The organism is Bacillus sp. LR_5 (assembly GCF_042709275.1).
On the sequence record NZ_JAVAXX010000032.1, the window covers coordinates 1 to 20,379 of the forward strand.

Annotated in this window: 22 protein-coding genes; 9 read left to right on the forward strand and 13 right to left on the reverse strand. The window is 46.1% G+C overall.

Annotated elements, in window-relative coordinates:
- The first annotated feature begins 344 nt into the window (after positions 1–344).
- On the forward strand, positions 345–590 hold the full coding sequence (locus tag RAC86_RS09640; RefSeq protein ID WP_003222176.1) for a GlsB/YeaQ/YmgE family stress response membrane protein: 246 nt from the start codon (positions 345–347) through the stop codon (positions 588–590).
- 69 nt (positions 591–659) lie between these two features.
- Here RAC86_RS09640 and galT read toward each other — a convergent pair whose 3' ends face one another.
- From galT to RAC86_RS09660, 4 genes are all read right to left on the reverse strand, one after another.
- Complete coding sequence (gene galT / locus RAC86_RS09645; protein WP_014115621.1) at positions 660–2,201, reverse strand: UDP-glucose--hexose-1-phosphate uridylyltransferase; 1,542 nt, start codon at positions 2,199–2,201, stop codon at positions 660–662.
- Positions 2,202–2,204: 3 nt separating this feature from the next.
- Positions 2,205–3,377 (reverse strand): galactokinase, encoded by a 1,173-nt coding sequence (locus tag RAC86_RS09650; RefSeq protein ID WP_072565467.1) that lies wholly within the window; start codon positions 3,375–3,377, stop codon positions 2,205–2,207.
- Between the two features lie 84 nt (positions 3,378–3,461).
- Positions 3,462–3,845, reverse strand: coding sequence for a GtrA family protein (locus tag RAC86_RS09655; RefSeq protein ID WP_032727269.1), 384 nt, complete (start codon positions 3,843–3,845; stop codon positions 3,462–3,464).
- A 17-nt stretch (positions 3,846–3,862) separates the two neighbouring features.
- Entirely contained in the window at positions 3,863–4,534 is a 672-nt protein-coding gene (locus RAC86_RS09660; RefSeq protein WP_072565468.1) for a TetR/AcrR family transcriptional regulator, read from the reverse strand.
- 354 nt (positions 4,535–4,888) lie between these two features.
- On the opposite strand from RAC86_RS09660, the gene slrA reads away from it, so the two are divergent.
- From slrA to RAC86_RS09675, 3 genes are all read left to right on the forward strand, one after another.
- Positions 4,889–5,047 (forward strand): transcriptional regulator SlrA, encoded by a 159-nt coding sequence (gene slrA / locus RAC86_RS09665; RefSeq protein WP_014115625.1) that lies wholly within the window; start codon positions 4,889–4,891, stop codon positions 5,045–5,047.
- Between the two features lie 442 nt (positions 5,048–5,489).
- Complete coding sequence (locus RAC86_RS09670) at positions 5,490–5,798, forward strand: DUF485 domain-containing protein (RefSeq protein ID WP_003222190.1); 309 nt, start codon at positions 5,490–5,492, stop codon at positions 5,796–5,798.
- The gene (locus tag RAC86_RS09675; RefSeq protein ID WP_072565469.1) at positions 5,795–7,336 is read left to right on the forward strand and encodes a solute symporter family protein; all 1,542 of its coding nucleotides are present in this window, start codon (positions 5,795–5,797) and stop codon (positions 7,334–7,336) included. The genes RAC86_RS09670 and RAC86_RS09675 overlap by 4 nt, the downstream gene beginning before the upstream one ends.
- Positions 7,337–7,371: 35 nt before the next feature.
- On the opposite strand, the gene RAC86_RS09680 is transcribed toward RAC86_RS09675, so the two are convergent.
- The 7 genes from RAC86_RS09680 to cidR all read right to left on the reverse strand — a co-directional run bounded on the left by RAC86_RS09680 (position 7,372) and on the right by cidR (position 14,482).
- Positions 7,372–7,974 carry a DsbA family oxidoreductase gene (locus RAC86_RS09680; protein WP_072565470.1) on the reverse strand — a complete coding sequence of 201 codons (603 nt, stop codon included), beginning with the start codon at positions 7,972–7,974 and terminating at the stop codon, positions 7,372–7,374.
- 87 nt (positions 7,975–8,061) lie between these two features.
- The gene (efeB, locus tag RAC86_RS09685) at positions 8,062–9,312 is read right to left on the reverse strand and encodes an iron uptake transporter deferrochelatase/peroxidase subunit (RefSeq protein ID WP_061186553.1); all 1,251 of its coding nucleotides are present in this window, start codon (positions 9,310–9,312) and stop codon (positions 8,062–8,064) included.
- A gap of 18 nt (positions 9,313–9,330) precedes the next feature.
- Entirely contained in the window at positions 9,331–10,488 is a 1,158-nt protein-coding gene (gene efeM / locus RAC86_RS09690; RefSeq protein ID WP_072565471.1) for an iron uptake system protein EfeO, read from the reverse strand.
- On the reverse strand, positions 10,485–11,930 hold the full coding sequence (gene efeU / locus RAC86_RS09695) for a ferrous ion permease EfeU (protein WP_072565472.1): 1,446 nt from the start codon (positions 11,928–11,930) through the stop codon (positions 10,485–10,487). The genes efeM and efeU overlap by 4 nt, the downstream gene beginning before the upstream one ends.
- Before the next feature lie 155 nt (positions 11,931–12,085).
- Positions 12,086–12,754: a thiamine phosphate synthase gene (gene thiE, locus RAC86_RS09700; protein ID WP_072565473.1), complete on the reverse strand. Its 669-nt coding sequence runs from the start codon at positions 12,752–12,754 to the stop codon at positions 12,086–12,088.
- Complete coding sequence (gene thiM / locus RAC86_RS09705) at positions 12,751–13,569, reverse strand: hydroxyethylthiazole kinase (protein ID WP_072565474.1); 819 nt, start codon at positions 13,567–13,569, stop codon at positions 12,751–12,753. Before thiM ends, thiE begins: the two co-directional genes overlap by 4 nt.
- 7 nt (positions 13,570–13,576) lie before the next feature.
- Positions 13,577–14,482 (reverse strand): cidABC operon transcriptional activator CidR, encoded by a 906-nt coding sequence (gene cidR / locus RAC86_RS09710; protein WP_014115634.1) that lies wholly within the window; start codon positions 14,480–14,482, stop codon positions 13,577–13,579.
- Positions 14,483–14,587: 105 nt separating this feature from the next.
- Here cidR and RAC86_RS09715 point away from each other — a divergent pair, with 105 nt between their 5' ends.
- The 4 genes from RAC86_RS09715 (at position 14,588) to RAC86_RS09730 (ending at position 17,170) form a co-directional block, all read left to right on the forward strand.
- The gene (locus RAC86_RS09715; RefSeq protein ID WP_015714922.1) at positions 14,588–14,974 is read left to right on the forward strand and encodes a CidA/LrgA family holin-like protein; all 387 of its coding nucleotides are present in this window, start codon (positions 14,588–14,590) and stop codon (positions 14,972–14,974) included.
- The gene (locus tag RAC86_RS09720) at positions 14,956–15,633 is read left to right on the forward strand and encodes a CidB/LrgB family autolysis modulator (RefSeq protein ID WP_003227371.1); all 678 of its coding nucleotides are present in this window, start codon (positions 14,956–14,958) and stop codon (positions 15,631–15,633) included. Before RAC86_RS09715 ends, RAC86_RS09720 begins: the two co-directional genes overlap by 19 nt.
- A 103-nt stretch (positions 15,634–15,736) precedes the next feature.
- Positions 15,737–16,939 carry an MFS transporter gene (locus RAC86_RS09725; protein WP_174222808.1) on the forward strand — a complete coding sequence of 401 codons (1,203 nt, stop codon included), beginning with the start codon at positions 15,737–15,739 and terminating at the stop codon, positions 16,937–16,939.
- Between the two features lie 33 nt (positions 16,940–16,972).
- Entirely contained in the window at positions 16,973–17,170 is a 198-nt protein-coding gene (locus RAC86_RS09730) for a YwbE family protein (RefSeq protein WP_015385004.1), read from the forward strand.
- Positions 17,171–17,204: 34 nt separating this feature from the next.
- Here RAC86_RS09730 and RAC86_RS09735 read toward each other — a convergent pair whose 3' ends face one another.
- Positions 17,205–18,392 carry a class I SAM-dependent rRNA methyltransferase gene (locus tag RAC86_RS09735; protein ID WP_377885547.1) on the reverse strand — a complete coding sequence of 396 codons (1,188 nt, stop codon included), beginning with the start codon at positions 18,390–18,392 and terminating at the stop codon, positions 17,205–17,207.
- A 120-nt stretch (positions 18,393–18,512) separates the two neighbouring features.
- Between RAC86_RS09735 and glxA the strand changes: the two genes are divergently transcribed.
- Entirely contained in the window at positions 18,513–18,893 is a 381-nt protein-coding gene (glxA, locus tag RAC86_RS09740; protein WP_003243380.1) for a glyoxalase GlxA, read from the forward strand.
- Positions 18,894–18,942: 49 nt separating this feature from the next.
- On the opposite strand, the gene celB is transcribed toward glxA, so the two are convergent.
- Positions 18,943–20,274 carry a PTS cellobiose transporter subunit IIC gene (celB, locus tag RAC86_RS09745; protein ID WP_256683070.1) on the reverse strand — a complete coding sequence of 444 codons (1,332 nt, stop codon included), beginning with the start codon at positions 20,272–20,274 and terminating at the stop codon, positions 18,943–18,945.
- Positions 20,275–20,379: the final 105 nt, after the last annotated feature.

The following is a 20,379-nucleotide window of genomic DNA, read 5'->3' on the forward strand; positions in this document are numbered from 1 at the left end:
CATCTATCGCTTAAGATGAAAAGTTTCTAGTTATTTCCGCATATAAGTAAAGAAAGATGATGAAGAACTAATTCTGACAAATAAAGGTTTACCACAATAAAAAACTTAGGTCAATCAAAAGTTTCATTTTGTTAAACTTTCTAGAAAGGAATTATTTTTTCCTTGTCTAGCATCTTTTCACACGGCTACCATTTTAACGCAACCAATTTTGAAAGAAAAGGCTTATTAAAGCGGCGATATGTTCTGAACTGTTCCCATTTTTTATGAGAGCATCCAATTGTTTATCTTATACAAAAAAGAGGAATGATATAAGCAAATAAATATAAAATAGGATGTGTTGTATGATGAGTTTTATTATTTCCCTTATCGTCGCAATTATTATCGGATGGCTTGGCAGCCTGTTTGTTAAAGGAGATATGCCGGGCGGAATTATCGGGTCTATGATCGCGGGTCTTATCGGTGCGTGGATCGGACACGGGCTGCTGGGTACATGGGGCCCGAACCTAGCCGGATTTGCCATTATTCCAGCGGTGATCGGCGCAGCCATTGTTGTATTTCTAGTAAGCCTGTTAGCCAGAAAAAGAGGATAAAAGTAACAGTGCCCAAAGCATCAGCGTTTTGGGCATTTGTTTTGCAAAAAAATCGGAAAAGCCTCAACCCTAACGGTTGAGGCTTTTGACTGGTTTGACGCCTAAATGATCGATAAACCTTCTGAAGGCCTGTTTTCCTTCCGTTGTCTGTTTAAATACACCGGCGTGTTCAAGAATGCGCGCGAATACATGTCCAAGCTCTTCCTTTATGACTAGATCCACATTCTCTTTTGTTATCGTTCTTTTTTCCATCATCCGAAGAGCCCACTCCTTATGCTTTGCTGTGAGCGGATTTTGTTCTAAAGCGGATTTCGGATCAGCAGAGCATAGCGCCGCTGCCGTTTCTTTCATTTCTTTCTGTAAACGGCCCGGCAATATCGCCAATCCCATGACCTCAATCAGGCCGATATTTTCTTTTTTGATATGGTGAACTTCCTGATGAGGATGAAATATTCCTAATGGATGCTCCTCATCCGTCCGATTGTTTCTCAGCACGATATCGAGTTCATACAAGTCTCCCCTGCGTCGCGCAATCGGAGTGACCGTATTATGGGGCGTATCGCCTGTATAGGCGGCTATGCCGGCTTTTTCATCGGAATACGTTTGCCACGTGCGGAATAGATGATCAGCAGCTTCGGCGACATGATCCGGTTTGTCTCCTTGGAGCCTGAGCACGGACATTGGCCACTTCACTAAGCCCAGCGACACGCCGGGATAATCATTTAATTCATAAACGTCTTCCGCTTCTGCACGCGCCATCGGAAAATCGTGTGCCCCGCCTTGGAAATGATCATGGCTTAGGATGCTGCCGCCGACAATCGGCAGGTCCGCGTTTGAACCAATAAAGTAATGCGGATATTGTCCGAGAAATGACAGCAGCCTTTCAAATGTTTTTCTGCTGATCTCCATCGGTTCATGCTCACCCTTTAAGACAATGCAATGCTCCGGATAATAGACGTATGGCGAAAACTGCAAGTACCATTGTTCGTCTTTAAGGATGACCGGAATGATTCTGTGGTTTTGGCGGGCTGGATGATTCACGCTTCCCTCAAACCCAACATTTTCTTTACAAAGCAAACACATTGGGTAATTTGTCTGCGCCTGTTCTTTTGCAGCTGCAATCGCTTTCGGGTCTTTTTCGGGCTTTGATAGATTAATAGTCATTTCCAACTCGCCATATTCGGTCGGCACCGTCCAATGAACATTTTTGGCGATCCTGTCAGACCGGATATAATAGACATCCTCTGAATATTGATAGAATTCCTTTGTGGCCTGTTTTGGGCCGTATAATGCTTTTGTCTCTTCAAACTTGCGTATGACCTCAGACGGAGCAGGTACGAAACATCCCATCAGCTTTGCGCTGAGCAAGTCACGGTATGTGTCTGTATCCGCTTCCATCCGACCGGTTTCCGCAGCCCATTTGTAAATAGGAGCAAGCAAATCCGGCAGGCTTTGTGCCTGCTTGATGCAAGTGTGGGAGACCGGCTCGGGGTGTTTGATGTCCAACGCTTCATAAAGGCGGTTTCTCGTATATTCCCGATCCCAGATCGAAATGAGTTTTCGTTCCAGTCCATACTCCAGCAGCTGTTCCAGGTGTTCAATGATACTCATTTGTCATTCCCCCTTTAGCTCTCTCGCTCCCTCTCCGATATCAGCGACATAAAAATCCGCTTTGAGCCCTGTTTTTTCTTGATATCTGTCTCCAACCTTTTGGATAAAATCATCAACAAACGCATCTTTTACAATGCTGATGGTGCAGCCGCCGAAGCCCGCTCCCGTCATTCTTGAGCCAATCACACCTTCGTGGTCCCACGCCGCAAACACAAGCTCATCAAGTTCAAGGCATGTCACTTCATAATCATCCTTCAGTGAAAGGTGGGATTCCTTCATTAACCGCCCGATTTCATCTACATTATTTTCCTTGAACATATGAGCCGTCTTGATAGCACGGTGATTTTCGTGTACGGCGTGCTTTGCCCGGCGTCTGTTCGTTTCATTTTGGATCAAGCTGGAATGCGCGTCGAAATCAGAGGGCTTGATGTCGCCCAGCGAGGCAATATCAAGTGCTTTTTGCAGATCAAGCAAGGCGTCATGGCACTCTTGGCGTCTCGTATTATAGCTTGAGTCTGCCAATGTCCTTTTTTTGTTCGTGTTCGCGATGACCAGCGCGAGGCCTGAGACATCGAGTTTGCTATATTCATAGTCCAGCGTGTCGCAGTTCAGCAGCATCGCATGGTGTTTTTTCCCCATTCCGATTGCAAATTGGTCCATAATCCCGCAATTAACACCGATAAATGTGTTTTCCGCATGCTGCGCCATTTTCACAAGCTCAAGCGCATCCACTTCAGGATGAAAATAGCTTTGGAGCACAACTCCCATCAGCAATTCAATAGAAGCGGAGGACGACAGTCCCGCTCCGTTTGGAATATTCCCTGAAAACACAATGTCAAAGCCATGAGGAACTGAATAGCCTCTTTGCTGAAATTCATAAATGACGCCTTTCGGATAGTTCGCCCAGTCGTCTTCTTTTTGATAGCGGATGTCGTCAAGGCAGCATTCCTTGATCCCTGCGTCTTTAAAGTTGTCTGAATACATCCGGACAACCCCGTCGTTTCTTTCTGCAACAGCAGCATATGTACCCATTGTCAGCGCGCACGGAAACACATGCCCGCCGTTATAATCTGTATGTTCCCCAATCAGATTCACTCTTCCAGGTGCGAAAAAAAACCGTAACCCCTCTTTTTCTCCGAATACACTTGCAAATATCCCCTTTAGCTCTTCCCGCATGTGCAATCACCTTTCATTGTTTTATTTTTTTATTTCCCCTTATTTCTTCAGTGAAAACTGTAGATCATACGCTGCTGTCCCCTGTTATACCCCTTCCTCTTTTGTCTTTTTAAAGACGAGCCATTTGCTTGCGGCATAGTTAACGACAACAATCACCGCGTTGTCGAGTATTTTGGCAAGAGTTTCATTTGTATTGAACTGGCCGACAAGAATGATCATCATGCCTAAATCTATGCCAAGAGACAGGACCCGAACGCTGAAAAAGGCAGTGATCTCTTTTATCAGGCTCTGCAGGTCATGTGTTTTTTGCTGAAATACATATAATTTATTTGTTATGTAAGCAAACAGCACGGACAAAATCCAAGCGGCTACAGTAGCGGCTTTGTAATCCATATTCATGATCTCTACCAATATATAAAAGCTGGCGATGTTCACAATGGTTGTGAAAACCCCCATAATGATATACATAATCATTTCTCTATACTTCACTGATGTTCCTCGCTTCCTGAATAACTTTTCAAAATTCTTGGGCTCACTTGCTCTCTGTCCAGAGTAAAAAAAACAGAGAGTGCGTCTAAAAAGCTGCGGAATGTGGCGGGCTGACCCAATACATACGATTGTTTGATGATTCCGTCGAGCACTGCACATATTATTTTAGCCGTATATTCCGGATCAATACAGGCGTCAATCAGCTTTCTCTCCTTCAGCCACTTAATATATAACGCGTTTTCTTCCACCCACAATTCGTACAGCCGGACATAGGCCTTGCATTTCTGAAGGACTTTGTATGTCGGCATATTCATGGCAAATGAGGTAATCTCCCACGACGGCTTATTTATGTAATAGGAATAAAGCAGCTCTGCGGCATGTTTTGCAGCCTCGTCCAATGTCAGCGGTTTCACTGAGACCTGCTCCATTTGATCAAGATACCCTATGATGATCTCTTTTTTCATCTGTCGTTTTTCGAGAAGATGCTGCAGAAAATCCTCCTTGCTGACAAAATGAACATAAAACGCTCCTTTGCTGTACCCGGCTGCTCTGCTGATATCCTCTACAGAAACCGGATCATACGCTCGGTCAATCAACAAATTCAAGCCAGCGTCTATAAAACTTTGAAATGTTGCTTCTCTTTTCATTTGAAATTTGTTTTTTTTCATATTTTTCTCCAGGCGGTATGATTACCCTTATCTTACAACGGATCAATCTTTAGCGGTATTTATTTCTTTGGACGCTTATGCTATTCGGTTTTCCCGGGGTCATTTTTAATAGGCTGAATGATTTATTTTCATTTACATACTATCCAGTCAGTATTTAATTGTTTATTATTATAAATAAGATTCATATTGGTTATATTAGTCATTTTTTTAGGGAATAGGTAGGTGGTTTTTCCTTCAGTTTGTGAACACCGAGCAACTATGTGTGAAATTTGTTGTACTCGCCTCATCATCGCGCCGGCTCATCTTTATTGCCCGCATGTTGCAGGAAAACATTTTATACAATTGGAGGTTACTATGAAAACTCATGTTAAAAAAGATTTGGACAAAGATTGGCATATGTTAATGCAAGAAGCTAGATCCATTGGGTTAGGCATTCGTGATGTGAGGCAGTTTTTAGAATCTGAGACAGCATTGAGAAAGAATAATCACAAAAAAACCGTCCGCCAAGACTAATCCGAACAGGCGGATCTATTACCTCTGGCTTTTCTATCATCTGATCTGAGTTTTCACCATTTCCTCTATTCGAAAGCGATTGCTGCGCCGAGCTTGAGGACAAACGGTGTGTCAGCTAACATACGACAGACAGCCGGTGATGCGATCACCTCTTGGCACATGCATTGTCATAAAGAGGTGATGCGAACATCTATTAACCGGGCTCTGGTAAACAGCAGCTTTGCTGAGAACAAGCTGCATTCGGTGAGGTTTTGAAAGCAAACGCGTTTTATACGCTGCCGAGCTGGAAAACCTTCGCCTGTCTTTATACCTCTATGTTCACCTCTTCACGACTTCCTTCTTTTTTCATCCTCCAGATGTTATTCAGCATAAATCAGACTTTCAGTACATACCTATTGGTGTACCTTTTTGCTTACGTTTAGCGAATAAAAGGAGGAAAGCCATGTACAAAGCTGATTACAAACAGATTGCTGCAACGCCGTCTTTTCAAGCTTTTTTAAAGCAGAAACGCGCTTTTATTGTTCCTTCAGCGATTTTCTTTTTTGTCTTTTATTTTTCACTTCCTGTTTTGACGTCTTATTTCACCTTTTTGAATGCACCGGCCATTGGAGCTGTTTCATGGGCTTGGCTGTTTGCCATCGCCCAATTCGCCATGACTTGGATACTGAGTACAGTGTATTCCCGAAGGGCGGCTCATTTCGATCGGTATGTAAGCGCTTTAAAGGAAGATCTGAAGGGTGAACAGACATGAATATGACTGCTTTTCTATTATTTTTAGCGATTGTCGGCCTGACGCTTATCATCACGTATTTTGCCGCGAAGAAGACGAAAACGACGAGTGAGTTTTATACGGCGGGCGGCGGGCTCACCGGTGTTCAGAATGGACTGGCAATTGCCGGCGACTACATGTCCGCGGCCTCGTTTCTCGGGATTGCCGGAATGATTGCGTTATATGGATTTGATGGATTCTTTTACAGCATCGGTTTTCTGGTGGCTTATCTCGTTGTCTTGTACATCGTGGCGGAACCGCTTCGGAATCTTGGGAAGTACACGATGGCGGACATGATTGCGGCTCGATTTAAAGAAAAGAAAATCCGCGGCGTCGCGGCTCTCAATACCATTGCCATCTCTACTTTTTATATGATCGCCCAACTCGTGGGGGCGGGCGCGCTGATCAAACTGCTGCTGGGGCTGGATTACACCGCGGCAGTCCTCATTGTCGGAGTGTTGATGACCATTTATGTCGTGTTTGGCGGCATGATCGCGACAAGCTGGGTTCAAATTGTTAAAGCCGTTTTGCTGATGGCCGGAACACTCGTCATTTCAATCATCGTGTTTTCGAAATTCGGCTTTAACCTCAATACCATGTTTGAGCAGATGAAAACGGCAACTCCGCTTGGCGCTGATTTCTTAAACCCCGGAAATAAGTACAAGGTGCCGCTGGAGACCTTGTCGTTAAACCTGGCACTCGTGCTTGGAACTGCCGGGCTCCCGCATATTTTGATCCGGTTTTATACTGTTAAGGATGCCAAGACTGCCCGGACATCCGTTGTGTCAGCGACATGGATTATCGGTGTGTTTTACATTATGACGGTGTTTCTCGGCTTTGGCGCCGCTGCGTTTGTCGGTTTTGACGCGATTACGGCGGCTGATCAAGCGGGAAATATGGCGGCTCCGCTTTTAGCGAAAGCGCTCGGGGGAGATTTTCTGTTTGCTTTTGTATCAGCCATCGCCTTTGCTACCATTTTAGCTGTCGTGACAGGATTGGTGCTGTCTGCCGCCTCAGCATTTGCCCATGATATTTACAGCCAGATTATCAGAAAGGGAGAAGCAACTGAAAAAGAACAGATGAAAGCGGCCAGATGGGCTTCTCTCGCCGTGTCAGTTCTCTCGATTCTCCTCGCGATTTTTGCACAGTCCTTAAATGTGGCGTTCCTTGTCGCACTTGCGTTTGCGGTGGCGGCCAGCGCAAACCTCCCGCTGATTGTGTTTACGGTCTTCTGGAAGAGATTCAATGCTACAGGCGCTTTGTGGGGCAGCCTGACAGGCCTGATCAGCGCGCTTGTGCTTGTATCGATGAGCCCTAGTGTGTGGGACCCGTCCGGAGGAGCTATATTTACCGGCGATCCGCTCATTCCGCTTTCTAATCCGGGCATTATTTCCATCCCGCTCGGCTTCCTCGGTGCATGGCTCGGAACGGTGCTGTCGTCAAATAAAACAGTTGATGAAGAGACGTTTGCGGAAATACAGGTGAAGGCACATACTGGCATTCATATGGAACAGGAGTAGGAGTAAAAAAGCTCTCTTGTATAGAGAGCTTTTCTTTACTTTTTCTGCTGTTCGTCAGAAATCGCTTTTTCAAATACGTCCTTGCCGGCAGCACCCGGTATCACAGTGTCGCCAATGATAAAGGTTGGAACGGCAGTGATGTCGGCCTCTTCATAGGCGTGCTTCAAGGCTTGCCGCTGCACGTCCTGATATGTTCTTGTTTCAAGTGCGGATTTGAATGAGGCTCCGTCTAACCCCACTTCCTCGGCAAGCTTCGTCAAGATGTCAATGTCGCCGATATTTTGGCCCTCTTGGAAAAATGCCTGAAAGACACGGGTGTTGTATTCATGTCCTTTATTGTATTCCTTTGCAAAGTGGAAGCCTTCAAACGCCAGATCTGTATATGGATGAGGCGAGACGTTTGGAAAATTGATCTCGACTCCTAATTTGTCCGCCATTGGCTGAATCGACTTCTGCCACATGTACTGTTTGGAAGGATCATTGACCGGGTCAAGCTGTGGAGATGGACTTGGGCGCAGTTCAAACGGCATCCACTCGACTTCAACATCCTTTCCTGTTATCGCTTCTTCAAAAGCGGCTTTTCCAATGAAACAAAATGGGCAGACGTAATCTGAATAAACTTTGATGTGTACTGTCATGATAATCTCCTTTCGTATAGGTTGATTTTAAACTGTAACAATAAAAGTTACAACTGTTTTTTAAAAAGAAGCCGATAAAGGCTTCTTTTATGATTCCAGCAAACGCTGGGCAATATATTCTCCTTTTTTGCAGCCTCCTGGGCATGCATATAAAGCAGAACCGATTGTTTGCGTATATTCGTTTAATGCATCCTTTGCCGAAAGTGCCTTAAGCATGGGGATGAACTGATTGTCGGGATTTTTTTGAAAGCTGATAAACAGGAGACCCGCATCCATATAGCCGGTTTTCGGATCAAGTCCTTCTGTGTAAGAGAAAGCTCTTCGCAAAATTTGTTTTCCCGTAGATTTCGCAAGGCTGACGTGTGAATTTGCTGGGATTTGATTCAGCTTCACGGGGTCTGTTTCCTTTTTCTGACCGAAAGGCGCCCCCGAGCTTTTTCTGCGGCCGAAGGTATCTTCTTGGTCCTTGAGGGAAGAACGGTCCCATATCTCAAGGAACATTTTGATTTTCCGAAAAGCCATATAGGTGCCGCCCGTCATCCAGTCAGGCTCACCGGACTGAATCCACACAATGGAGTTCATCAAGGTGTCATCCTTCGTGCTCTGGTTGCCTGTTCCATCTTTAAACCCGAAGAGGTTGCGCGGCGTTTCGCCATTTTTTCCTCCGCTTAAAAAGCCTTTGTTCACAAAGCGGACCTCACAGGTGCCGGTCGCTTGATTCAGCAGATTTCTCAGCGCGTGAAACGCCACTTGTTCATCGTCTGCGCATACTTGAATGCAGATGTCTCCGCCTCCCTGTTTTTCATCCAGGTTGTCATTCGGCATTGCTGGAAGAGCGGCGAGGTGCTTCGGTTTTTTGTTTTTCAGCCCGAAGCGGTCCTTTCCGTCTTTTTCAAAAAAGCCAGGCCCGAATCCGAATGTAACCGTTAAGTTCGAAGGGGATAAATCAGCAGATTCACCTGTATCCTGCGGCGGCAAATATTGATTTTTTTGCTCAGCCGACATTTTCTTTCCAGACGTCAGTATCTGTGTCAGACTTGTCCAGTTTCTGAATAATGTAATGATGTCGCTTTTCTCTTTTGCTGTTACATCCAGCGCGGCAAAATAGACATACGTTTGATGGGCAGTTGTGATGCCGGCCTGATGCTTTCCGTAAAACGGAACGACCTGCTCATCCTCTTTTTCATCCTTATTTGATGACTTAGCTGCAGTCTGCACAAGCGGAGCCAGACCGCCGAGTCCGCTGGCGCCGATCGCAACAGCTGCACCTGCCATCGCCCCCCATTTTAGGATGTCCCGTCTATGAATTTGTTCTGGCTTTTTTTGTTCATCGCTCATGCTGTTACAAAACTCCTTTTATAGCACATTCGCAATCTTCGACATGGTTTCAGAAAGAGTCGTCAGCTTTGTGCTCAGCTCTCTGATTTGATCTTCACTTAATTTATCATAAGACGTATAGGACTGATCATTTGTTTTGTATTTTGCCATTAAAACTTCAAATTCGCTGAACTCCGTATCCAGTTTTTCCGTCAGGTCAGAGTGATCTTTAACAAGCGCGCTTTTTACTGTTTGATAAACAGCTTCGGAGCCTTCTACATTCGCCATGAGGTCGACTAAATCGATTCGTGAGTAGCGCTCTTCTTCTCCCGTGATTTTCGAAATGCCGGCTTCGTTCAGAAGCTCCATCGCGCCTGCTACAATTTGTTCAGGTGTTAATTTCAGTGATTCAATTGAACCGTCAAGCTCTTTTACATCCTTGAGAAGCTGGTCAGCTGTTGCCTTTTCCCCGGAAATATCTTGATCCTTCCAAATGGCTTTCTCAAGCTTATGGAAACCTGTCCATTTGTCCCCTTCTTCTACGTCGTTTTCACGGGCATCAATTTTTGGATCAAGATCTCCGAGGCTTTCAGCGATCGGTTCGATTCGCTCGTAATAAACACGTGCTTTTCCATATAATGTTTTAGATTTTTCGATATCGCCGGATTTGACGGCGCTTGTAAATGCTTCAGTCGCTTTGACAAGCTGATCGCTCTGCTCTTTGACATAGTCTTTATATTCGTCCGCTGCTTTTGCCAGCTGATCGCTTGCCTTTTTGCTGCTCTTCTTCGCTTCTGTCAAGTCCTCTAAGGACGCTTTCAGCGACTCGGATTCTGTCTTGATTTTGTCTGTATCCGGTTTGTCTTTCTGCGCTTCTGTATAGATGGGCTGAAGGTGCTTTTCGATCTCTGTATATTCGAACGGATAGTCGCCGCGAATATCATTTTCAAAGGAAAGCCAGTAGCTGTTTAACTCTTTCCCCTTCTTTTCAATCTCTTTTTGGTCGCCTTTTTCCGCTGAATCATTCAGCTTGGAAATGATGGTCTCCATTTTATCTACGGATGCGGTGATCTCTTTAGTGACCCCGCTTTTTTCAGGTGAAGCTTTTTCTTTGGATGAAGATGTGTCATTGGCTCCGCAGCCTGCACACAGCGCAAGGATGCATCCGGCTGATACAGCGATTTTTGTGAAATTCATTTTGTCAGTTCCTTTCCGTTTGTAAAATGTTTTGCCATTTCTGAGACAAGCGCAATCAGTAAAAAGAATAAAATCAGCAATTGTGGAATCGTACTGTACACGGACGGATAAATTCCAAGCACCGATACAGACGGCAGCCAGCTCTCCGCATCAGACGGGAGAATGCCCGCCAGCTGAAGGCTGTGAACGCCTGTTCCGAGAAATTTCACGCACATATACAGGACGACCGCCATGGACAGCAGGAAAAACGGCTTTAATGGAATACGCATTCCGAGCTTGATCATCAGAACACCGACGATGACGAGAACGATAAGCCCCGCGGCAGTTCCGCCGATCAGTTCAGTGAGCGGAAGCTTCCCGACAAGCCCGATGAAAAAAATGACTGTTTCGAGCCCTTCTCTTACAACTGCCAGAAATGCAATGAGCGCAAAGGAAAGCAGGCTTCGTTTTTTCAGTGCCTGTGACTTCTGGATATTGATTTTTTCTCTCCATTTATCCATTGAGGCGTTTCTGTGCAGCCACACCCCGACATATAAAAGCATGACAGCCGACAGTACGCCGGTAATTCCGCCAAGCAAGAAGTTGTTTTCTCCGAATACTCTGGAAGAGAATAAAAGCGTGACACCGATGCCGGCTGCCAGGGACACAACCATTCCGGCGGACGCCCCGCCCCAGATCCATGCCGAGGAACGCGTGACACGGGCTTTCTTTGTCATGGTTAAAAGCGCCCCGATGACTAGCAGGGCCTCCATCCCTTCACGAATCGGGATCAGCGCAGCATCCCACCAGCTGTAGCTGCTTGAAGCGATCGGCTCGAGCAATTGAATCATTTCGTCAATTTGCTTTGATACCTTTTCGGGATGGCTGCCGATCTCAGCTTTCATCAGCGCCAGGTTTTCCTCTGATCTCGTATAGGCTTCTTTCGATTGGGAAACGACGTCTCCCTCAACAGCGAGCCAGGATGTAATTAAATTGTCGATTGCAGATGACGCTTCATCCAATTGTTTTTTTTCTATTAACTGTTTTGTGTCTTTCAGGCTTTGTATATAGGCTGTTAAGGACGCCCTTGATTGACCCGAGGATGTCTTTTTCAGCACGACAGCCTGCTGATAGGTTTCTAAATGGGAAGAAAGCTCTTCAAGCTGTGTTTTGAGCTTGTCTGCGTCTTGATTAATAAAAGAAAGAGAAATCATCGCGATATTTGAGTCCATTTTGCTGTGAGAAGATAGATTTTCTTTCTTAATAGAAGGTTCTTCTTTTTTCCACTTTGCCTTGAATGTTTCAAACGTTTGTTGTGCCGAGTCCATATCTCCGCCTTTTACGGCTTCGATCATTTGCTTGTTTAATTGAATCAGCGCAGCAATCGGATCGTCTTCCGCATGTGCCGCAGAACCGAAAACCATCAACAAGCTAAATAAAATAAGCGCCAGCCCCCGAGTCATCATGCTCCTCCTATAATTGAAAATGATTATCATTGTATAACATAATCATAGCCAGTTCCTGTTCTTTGTCAATTAAAATTTGAAGGTCTGAAAACCTTGATATAAAGCAAAAAGGCTGTCCTTTATAGAACAGCCTTTTGAAGGAAGAAGAACGTTTATCTTCTTGTTTTATACGTTTGAATTTCTTCATGAAACTTGCGTGCGGCACCCTCTGGATCCTCCGCCTGACTGATGGCGCTGATCATACTGACACCGTCGGCCCCCGCTTGGATAACAGGTGCGGCATTTTCGATTGTGATGCCACCGATGCCCACAATCGGAATGTCGATACCTTGACGGCGGACCGCTTCGATGAGAGATACACCTTGTACAGCCCTCGTATCCTTTTTCGTTTCTGTCGGGTAGATTGGCCCGAGTCCGACATAATCCGCGCCATCTTCTTCGGCTTGCTTCACCTCAGACATTGTATGGGTGGAAACGCCAAGAATCATATCCCCTATAGCGTCTCTTACTTCTTTTGCGTTGGCGTCTTCCTGGCCGATATGGATACCGTCAGCCTCCAGTTTCAGAGCCAACTCCACATCATCATTGACAATGAAAGGAGCACCGGCTTCACGGCAGGCTTCTTGCACTTTTTTAGCAAATTCAATCCGTGCCTCTCCTGTCAGCGCATCCCCGCCCTTTTCACGAAACTGGTACAGAGTGGCGCCGCCTTTTAACGCTTTTTGTACGACCGTGACAGGATCGGCTTTCGTATTGTTTGACCCCATAATGAAGTAAACAGATAATAACTCTTTCATCATTTCCCGAGAAATACGTGTCATGAGACAGTCACCCTTTCTATTGTCGCCAGTTCTTGGACGTCTTGTTCAGTAACAGATGAAAGCTTGTTCAGCAATTCAATCTGAAAGCTTCCCGGACCTTTGTCAGCTGTCTTCTGTGCGGCAAGCTGAGCTGCGACCCCATACGAAGAAATGGCAGCGATAGCAGCAAACATTGGATTTTCTTCCACAGCGCAAAACGCACCGACAACAGAAGTCAGCAGGCATCCGGCGCCTGTCACTTTCGTCAGCAGCTTGTGGCCGTTATGAAGGGTATATACGTTTGACGTGTCGGCAATCACATCCACTTCACCGGTAATCGCAATGACTGTGTTTAGCTTATGTGCCGCCTGCTGGGCGAGCCGGATGATGTCTCCTCCGTCTCCTCCCGCATCAACACCTTTGATCAGCCAATCGGTCACACCAACGGTATGGGCAATTTCCGCAGCATTTCCTCTGATCGCAGAGAGGCGCACCTCACGAATGATGTCACGCGCCGATTGAGTACGGAACGGTGTTGCTCCGGCGCCGACAGGGTCAAGAATGACAGGAACACCATGTTCATTAGCTGATTTTCCCGCGATGATCATCGCTTCGACAGACTCCTTGCTCAGCGTTCCGATATTTAAAACAAGTGCACCCGCAATCTTCGCCATGTCCGCGACCTCTTCTTTCGCGTACGCCATAACAGGGGATGCGCCGAGGGCGAGCAGGCCGTTTGCTGTAAAATTCGTTACGACATTATTGGTTATGCTGTGCACCAGAGGGCTATGCTGGCGGACAGCAGTAAGACATTTTGCTGCTGATTGTGCATCCATGTTTGCATCATCCTTTACTCTCTTTTTTCGGGTCCCATAAATACGATTTCGTATGTTCGAGCCAAGCTCTGGCCGCAAAGGACAAGTAGCGGTCTTTTCTCCAAATAATGGCGAGGTGCCAAGGGATGACCGGATCGACAAGCGGAATGACTTTCACTTTTTCCGGGTCAAGTCCGCGGCAGATTCGTTCCGGCAAAAGCCCGATTCCAAGGTTGGCTGACACCATCTCACTGATAAAATCCCATTGTGAGGTTTCATAAATGATATGAGGCCGGAATCCAGCTTTGATACATTCCGTCATAATTCGATTGTGCAGGACAAAATCCTCCCTGAAGAAAATAAAAGGCTCGTCCTTCAACTCACGCAGCCTGCACTCTTTTTCGCCTGCCAGCCGGTGGGAAGGGTGAACGACAAGCATTAAGGTTTCTTTTACGATTGTAAACGAATGAAAGATGTCTTCGTTTGCAGGAAGAACGACAACGCCGATATCAAGTGAACCGTCCCCGACACCTTCTTGGACTTTTATAGAACCGTCTTCGACTAGCTGAAAGGTGATATTCGGATAGTTTTCACGGAAATCGCCGAGCACTCTCGGGAAAAATCCCGATCCAATCATCGGCGGCAGTCCAATCCGTACATGCCCTTTCTTGACCTCCATAATATCATTTAATTCTGACGTCAGGTTTTGAAATGATTTAATAATTTCCTGCGCCTGCACATACATGCTCTGGCCGGCGTCAGTCAGATCCACCTGCCTGCCGTTTCGGTAAAACAGTTCAATCCCGAGTTCTTCTTCTAAATTTTTGATCATTTTTGATATCGTCGGCTGAGAAACATAAAGGGATTGGGAAGCCTTCGTAAAGCTTTTTAAACGGGCGACTTCCAAGAAATATGTTAAATGGCGGATATCCATGGGTTTCACCCTTTCTATAGACAAAAGGAATACTTATTATTCTTTATATATATTTTACCTATAGAGAGACCTTATGTACAATATGAATATAAGGGAGGCATCAATATGAAAAAACTGTTGCTAACCGTTATTCAAATCGCTCTGTTATTTATATTTGCTCGGCTGATTAATTGGGTGACAGCCCTTCTTCATATAAATATTCCCGGCAGTATAATAGGGATTGTGATTCTTTTCACATTATTGCACTTTAACATTATCAAGCTTGAATGGATAGAGCTTGGTGCAGCGTGGCTTCTCGGGGAGCTGCTTTTATTTTTTATCCCGTCTGCCGTCGGAGTGATTGAATACGGAGACATTATGTCGAAATTCGGTGTCAGCATTCTGCTTGTTGTCATCATCAGCACGTTTGTCGTGATGGTGTCTACAGGAACGCTTACACAAATCATTGCAAAAAGAAAGGAGAAAAAGCATACGTGTTCATCGGAATTGTAAGTTTGTTTTTAACGGTTTTGGTGTATTTAGGAGCAAAAAAGGTATATCAACGTTTTCCGCGTGTTTATACGTCGCCGCTATTGGTGACGCCCGCTGTGTTAGTCGGTCTGCTGCTGCTGGTGAATGTCCCGTACGAGTCCTATAATCTCGGCGGCGGATTGCTGACCGATATGCTACAGCCGGCCACCGTGGCATTCGCGATCCCGCTATATAAATATTTCCCTGTTTTAAAGAAATACGCAGTGGAAATTATTTTGAATGTGGCCGTCGGTTCATGCATCGCGATTATTTCTACCGCTCTTATTGCGAAATGGCTTCACCTCGGCACCGGCTTAATTGACAGCCTCGTCCCGAGATCAGTGACAACGCCGATCGCGATGAACGTATCTGAAATGATCGGCGGAATGCCTGCCGTCACAGCCGTGTTTGTGATTTTAACCGCTTTGCTCGGCACAGTGATCGGCCCGATGGTCATCCGCTATTTCCGTATTGATAACGAAATCGCGCGGGGCGTGCTGCTCGGCACAAGCGCACACGGAGCGGGAACGTCAAAGGCATTTGAGCTCAGCTCTGTGTCCGGCACGATTTCAAGCGTATCGATGATCTTAGCTGCGATTATGACGCTTTGCGCGGCGCCGTTTTTACTTTCATTTATGTAAAAAACTGTCCTCTCGAGGGCAGTTTTTTTATGTGCTTCCCCTTATTGAAAAGCTCGCAAATTACAATATAATGTAATTTGTGGATACCAAAGGAGGCACCTTGATGCACAACTTGCAGGTGAGACGGCATTATGCCGCGTTAAAAGGATTTTATTTGTTTGCTTTTCTCGGTACGGGCAGCATAATTCCCTTACTCAGTATGTATTTAACGAAGGAACAGCATTTAAGCGGATCACAGGTCGGCTTGATCATGTCACTGGGCCCGATTGTGATGATTTTTTTTCAGCCGTTTTGGGGCATGCTGAGCGACTATACGCAAAAAACGAAAGGCCTGCTGGCGGTTTGCACATCAATCACAGGCATCATTGGATTAGCCTATATTGCATTTGACAGTTTCCCTCTGTTTATTTTGATTGCGGCCTGTTTTGCAGCCTTTCAAAGCACGATTATTCCACTTTCGGACAGCATTTCACTAAGGTACACACAAGAAACAAACGGCAACTACGGCGGAATCCGCCTGTTTGGTTCTCTCGGCTTCGGTGTCGCGGTGTTTGCCATGGGACAGGTGACGAACCGGCTGTACCCCATTCACGTGATCTTTATCTTTGGCTGTGCCTTTCTATGCATTGCTGCCATATTGGCTTCACAAATGCCCGGCCAGCAGAAAACAAAAACAAAGGTCAATATCCGCAAAGGATTCCGGGAGCTTATCAGCAACAAAACTTTCCTCATCTTTATGATCATCACCTTTACGACATTTGCTCCAAACTTAGCGAACAATACGTATTTCAGTCTTTTTCTGGACAAAAGCGGCGCGTCACTTTCCGCTATCGGCATTTTATTTTTCATCGGTGTCATTTCAGAAATTCCATTTATGAGATTCGCCCAAACATTTATAGATAAAATGGGGCTGCTCAACGTCATTATGCTGTCAGGCGGAGTCTCATTATTCAGGTGGGCGCTCTATTTCACGGCGCCTTCACTATGGATCATTTATGCGACGGTCTTTCTTCAGGGAGTGGCCATCGGTTTATTTATCCCGGCGGCGCTTCAATATGTGAAAAAGATTACCCCAAGACACGTTGAAGCGACGGCGCTGACCATGTACGCCGCCATTGGCAACGGGTTCGGCAACTGGTTCTGCACATTTGCAGGCGGGTACATTTTTGACTACGTGTCGATTTTCGCGGTCTATTTGCTTTTTGGCATTCTGAGCATAGCAGGCTTTGGCCTGACATTATATTTAATGAAGGCTGAAAAAAACAAACATACACTTCATCAGCCGGCTGTTACTTTTAAACCATAATGACTATAATGAACAAAAGAAAGGATGTGCGTTATGAACGGGCAAGAGCGAAACAGCATTTCGAAAGGGTTGCAGGTTGATATTGTATTGAAAGCAGATCAAAAAACAGGAAAACTGACGAGAGGGACAGTGAAGGATATTTTGACGAAATCAAGCTTTCATCCGCATGGCATTAAAGTCCGTCTTGAAGATGGCCGCATCGGCCGCGTCCAGCAGATCATTTCTACATAAAAAAAAGCTGCCCCTGAACAGGGCAGCTTTTTCATTATTTTTTCTGCAGAAGGACCACTTTCAGGTAGTTGCCTTCCGGAAATGCCGAAATCGTTTTGAAGTCCTCCGGCAGTGTAAATTCCTCAATAATCGTGTAGCGTTCATTTGTTTCTTTAAAGGCGGCATCGATAAAGCCTTTGAACTTCTTCATGCCAAAAGAGCTGCTGTTTGTAGAGGCAACAATGACACCCTTGTCAGCAGTGATGGCGATCGTTTCCTTCAGCAGGTTTTTATAATCCTTGGCCGCGCTGAAGGTGCGTTTTTTTGTGCGCGCAAAGGAAGGCGGATCGAGAATAATCAGATCAAAGCGCAAATCCTTTTTTGCAGCATATGAAAAATAGTTAAAAACGTCCATCACTTTAATGTCGTGCGCTTCGTAATCCAGCTTGTTCACGCTGAATTGCTCGATCGTTTTGGCCAGACTTCGGTTTGCCACGTCGACGCTTGTTGTTTTCTCTGCTCCGCCAAGCGCCGCTGCCACGGAGAATGCACCCGTATAAGAAAATGTATTTAAAACGGTTTTCCCTTTTGCATAGCGGTCTCTGATCGCCTTGCGCACGTGTCTTTGATCCAAAAAGATGCCCGTCATGGCGCCTTCATTCAGATCCACCGCGTATTGAATGCCATTCTCCTGGATGATGATCGGGAACTCGCCCCTTCTCCCTTTCACGAAGTCATCATCTTCAACGTATTGTCCAGCCGTGTCGAAGCGTTTCTTCTCGTAAATCGCTTTATAATCAAGATCCATCTCATCCAATGCGGAAATCAGCATGTCTTTAAAGGTGTAAATCCCCTTGCTGTACCATTGAATCAGCAGGTAGCCGTCATAATAGTCGATGGTGACGCCGCCGACACCGTCGCCCTCACCGTTGAACAGGCGGAAAGCTGTTGTATCTTGAGCCTCAAATAGTTTGGCGCGCGCTTGGGCCGCTTTTGTTAATTTGGTGAGAAAAAATGCCTGGTCAACCTGTTCATGTTTATTGCGGGTAAGCGTCCAGCCGACCCCTTTGTTTTGCAGGCCATAATAGCCCCGCGCGAGAAACTCGCCGCTCTCAGACACGATATCAACGAGGTCTCCTTCTTTCATGTGCCCCGCACTCCCTGCGAGAGCTTCTTTTTCGATAAGGGGATAGCCTTTTTTGATTTTGGCAGCGTATGCTTTCTTTAGGGTGAGTAGCTTCATATATGTCGTCCTCTTTCTGTTTGCTTTCTCTTATCGTACCACAAAACGCCAAGATGTCTGCATTGACAGAAAGGAAAGGTTTTTCTACGATAGACAAAAAGAGTTTCGAGGAGGAGCAGCATGGCAAAACGAATTGACCATACAGGCATCATGGTAAGAGATATTAACGCGTCCATCACATTTTATGAAGAGGTACTCGGCATGAAATTGAAGGATCGCATCACACACACGAACGGTGTAATCGAGCTTGCATTTCTTGGCTTTGAAGACGGCCCGGAAACAGAAATTGAACTGATTCAAGGCTACAGCAGCGAGCTTCCCGCTGAAGGAAAAGTGCACCACATTGCCCTGCTGACTGATGACATCGCGGCTGAATATACAAAAGCGGAAAAAATGAACGCAAAATTTATCGACGAGGAGATCACAACACTTCCAAACGGATACCGTTATTTCTATATCGAAGGCCCTGACGGTGAGTGGATTGAGTTCTTTCAGCGGTAATAAAAAAGCAGCATAACGCTGCTTTTTTATTATTTAAACACTTACATCACTACACATTTTTATCCCCAGATTCAACCGCACTCTCTTCCCGCCATTTTTGATGATCCCATATTCTGAAAAACGGATAGTAGATGGCACAGGTGATCAGCAGGTTCACCAGCTGCATAACGGCGCCCGACACCTTTCCGCCTGTCGCCAGGTAACCTGATATGAGCGGCGGCATCGTCCATGGCACCGCGATTCCGGCCGGTCTTGCCACCAGCCCGGTGCTCATGCCGATATAAGTTGCGGTAATCGTGAGGAGCGGTGCGATGATAAATGGGACAATAAGGAGCGGATTCATGACAATCGGCATGCCGAAAATGATCGGCTCGTTGATATTAAAAAGTGCGGGCCCAATCCCTAATCGGCCAAGCTGCTTCATTTGTTTGCTGCGGGAGCGCACAAGCATCGTCAGGACAAGCGCCAGCGTCGCCCCGCTCCCGCCGACATTGATCCAAATTTGAAAGAACTGAGTCGTAAAAATACTCGGCAGCGCCTCGCCCGCTTGAAAGGCGAGACGGTTGGCATCCATCGCGCCGTACCAAATCGGCGCCATGATTCCGCCAATGATGGAAGCCCCGTGAATCCCGCACGACCAAAGCAGCATCTGCACAAATTCAGCGATCAGGCTTCCGCCGAGACTGCCGCCAAGGATGGAAAGCGGTGTGCCAAGCAGGTCTCCTACGACATTGTGCAGACTCTGAAAAGGTGTCATTTCAATCAAAAGGCGCGCCAGCCACACGAGAAACACAATGATAAAGCCGGGAATCAGCGCGACAAACGATTTGCTTACCGCAGGCGGCACACCGTCTGGCATTTTGAAGACGATATTTTTTTGAATAATGTACCGATAGATTTCGGTTGAAAACAAGGCGATCAGCATGGCGACAAATAAGCCCTTGCTGCCGAGCAGCGTGATCGGAATTCCGCCCCCTACCATGATGGGTTCCGTTGAGCCATCCGGTGTAAACGGCACCTCAAACGGCGTCGCCAGCAGAAATGCGGCAATTGAAATCGCTCCGGCAGAAAGGGCATCGACACCATAGCTTTCTGCCAACCGATAGGCGATCCCAAAAGCGGCAATCATCGCCATAATATCAAACGAAGCGTTAACAGGATATCCGAGCTTATCGGCCCACTCGTTCCCAAACACACTCGCCATGAAATCAGCATACCCCGGAATCGGCAGGCTCGTTAAAATCAAGAAGACAGACCCGATAATAATCAGCGGCATGGTCAGGATAATTCCGTCACGCAAAGCGCTGAGATGCCGCTGCCCGGCAATTTTCCCGGCGACAGGCATTATTTTTTCCTCCATCACCCGAGTGAATGTGCTCATCTTAAAAGCCCCCTTTTCTCATTGCTTTGTGAACAACCTCCGCAATGTTTTCTTTATCTTATTTTGAAAACGCTTACAAATTCATTTGGAAAATTTCCTCTTCAT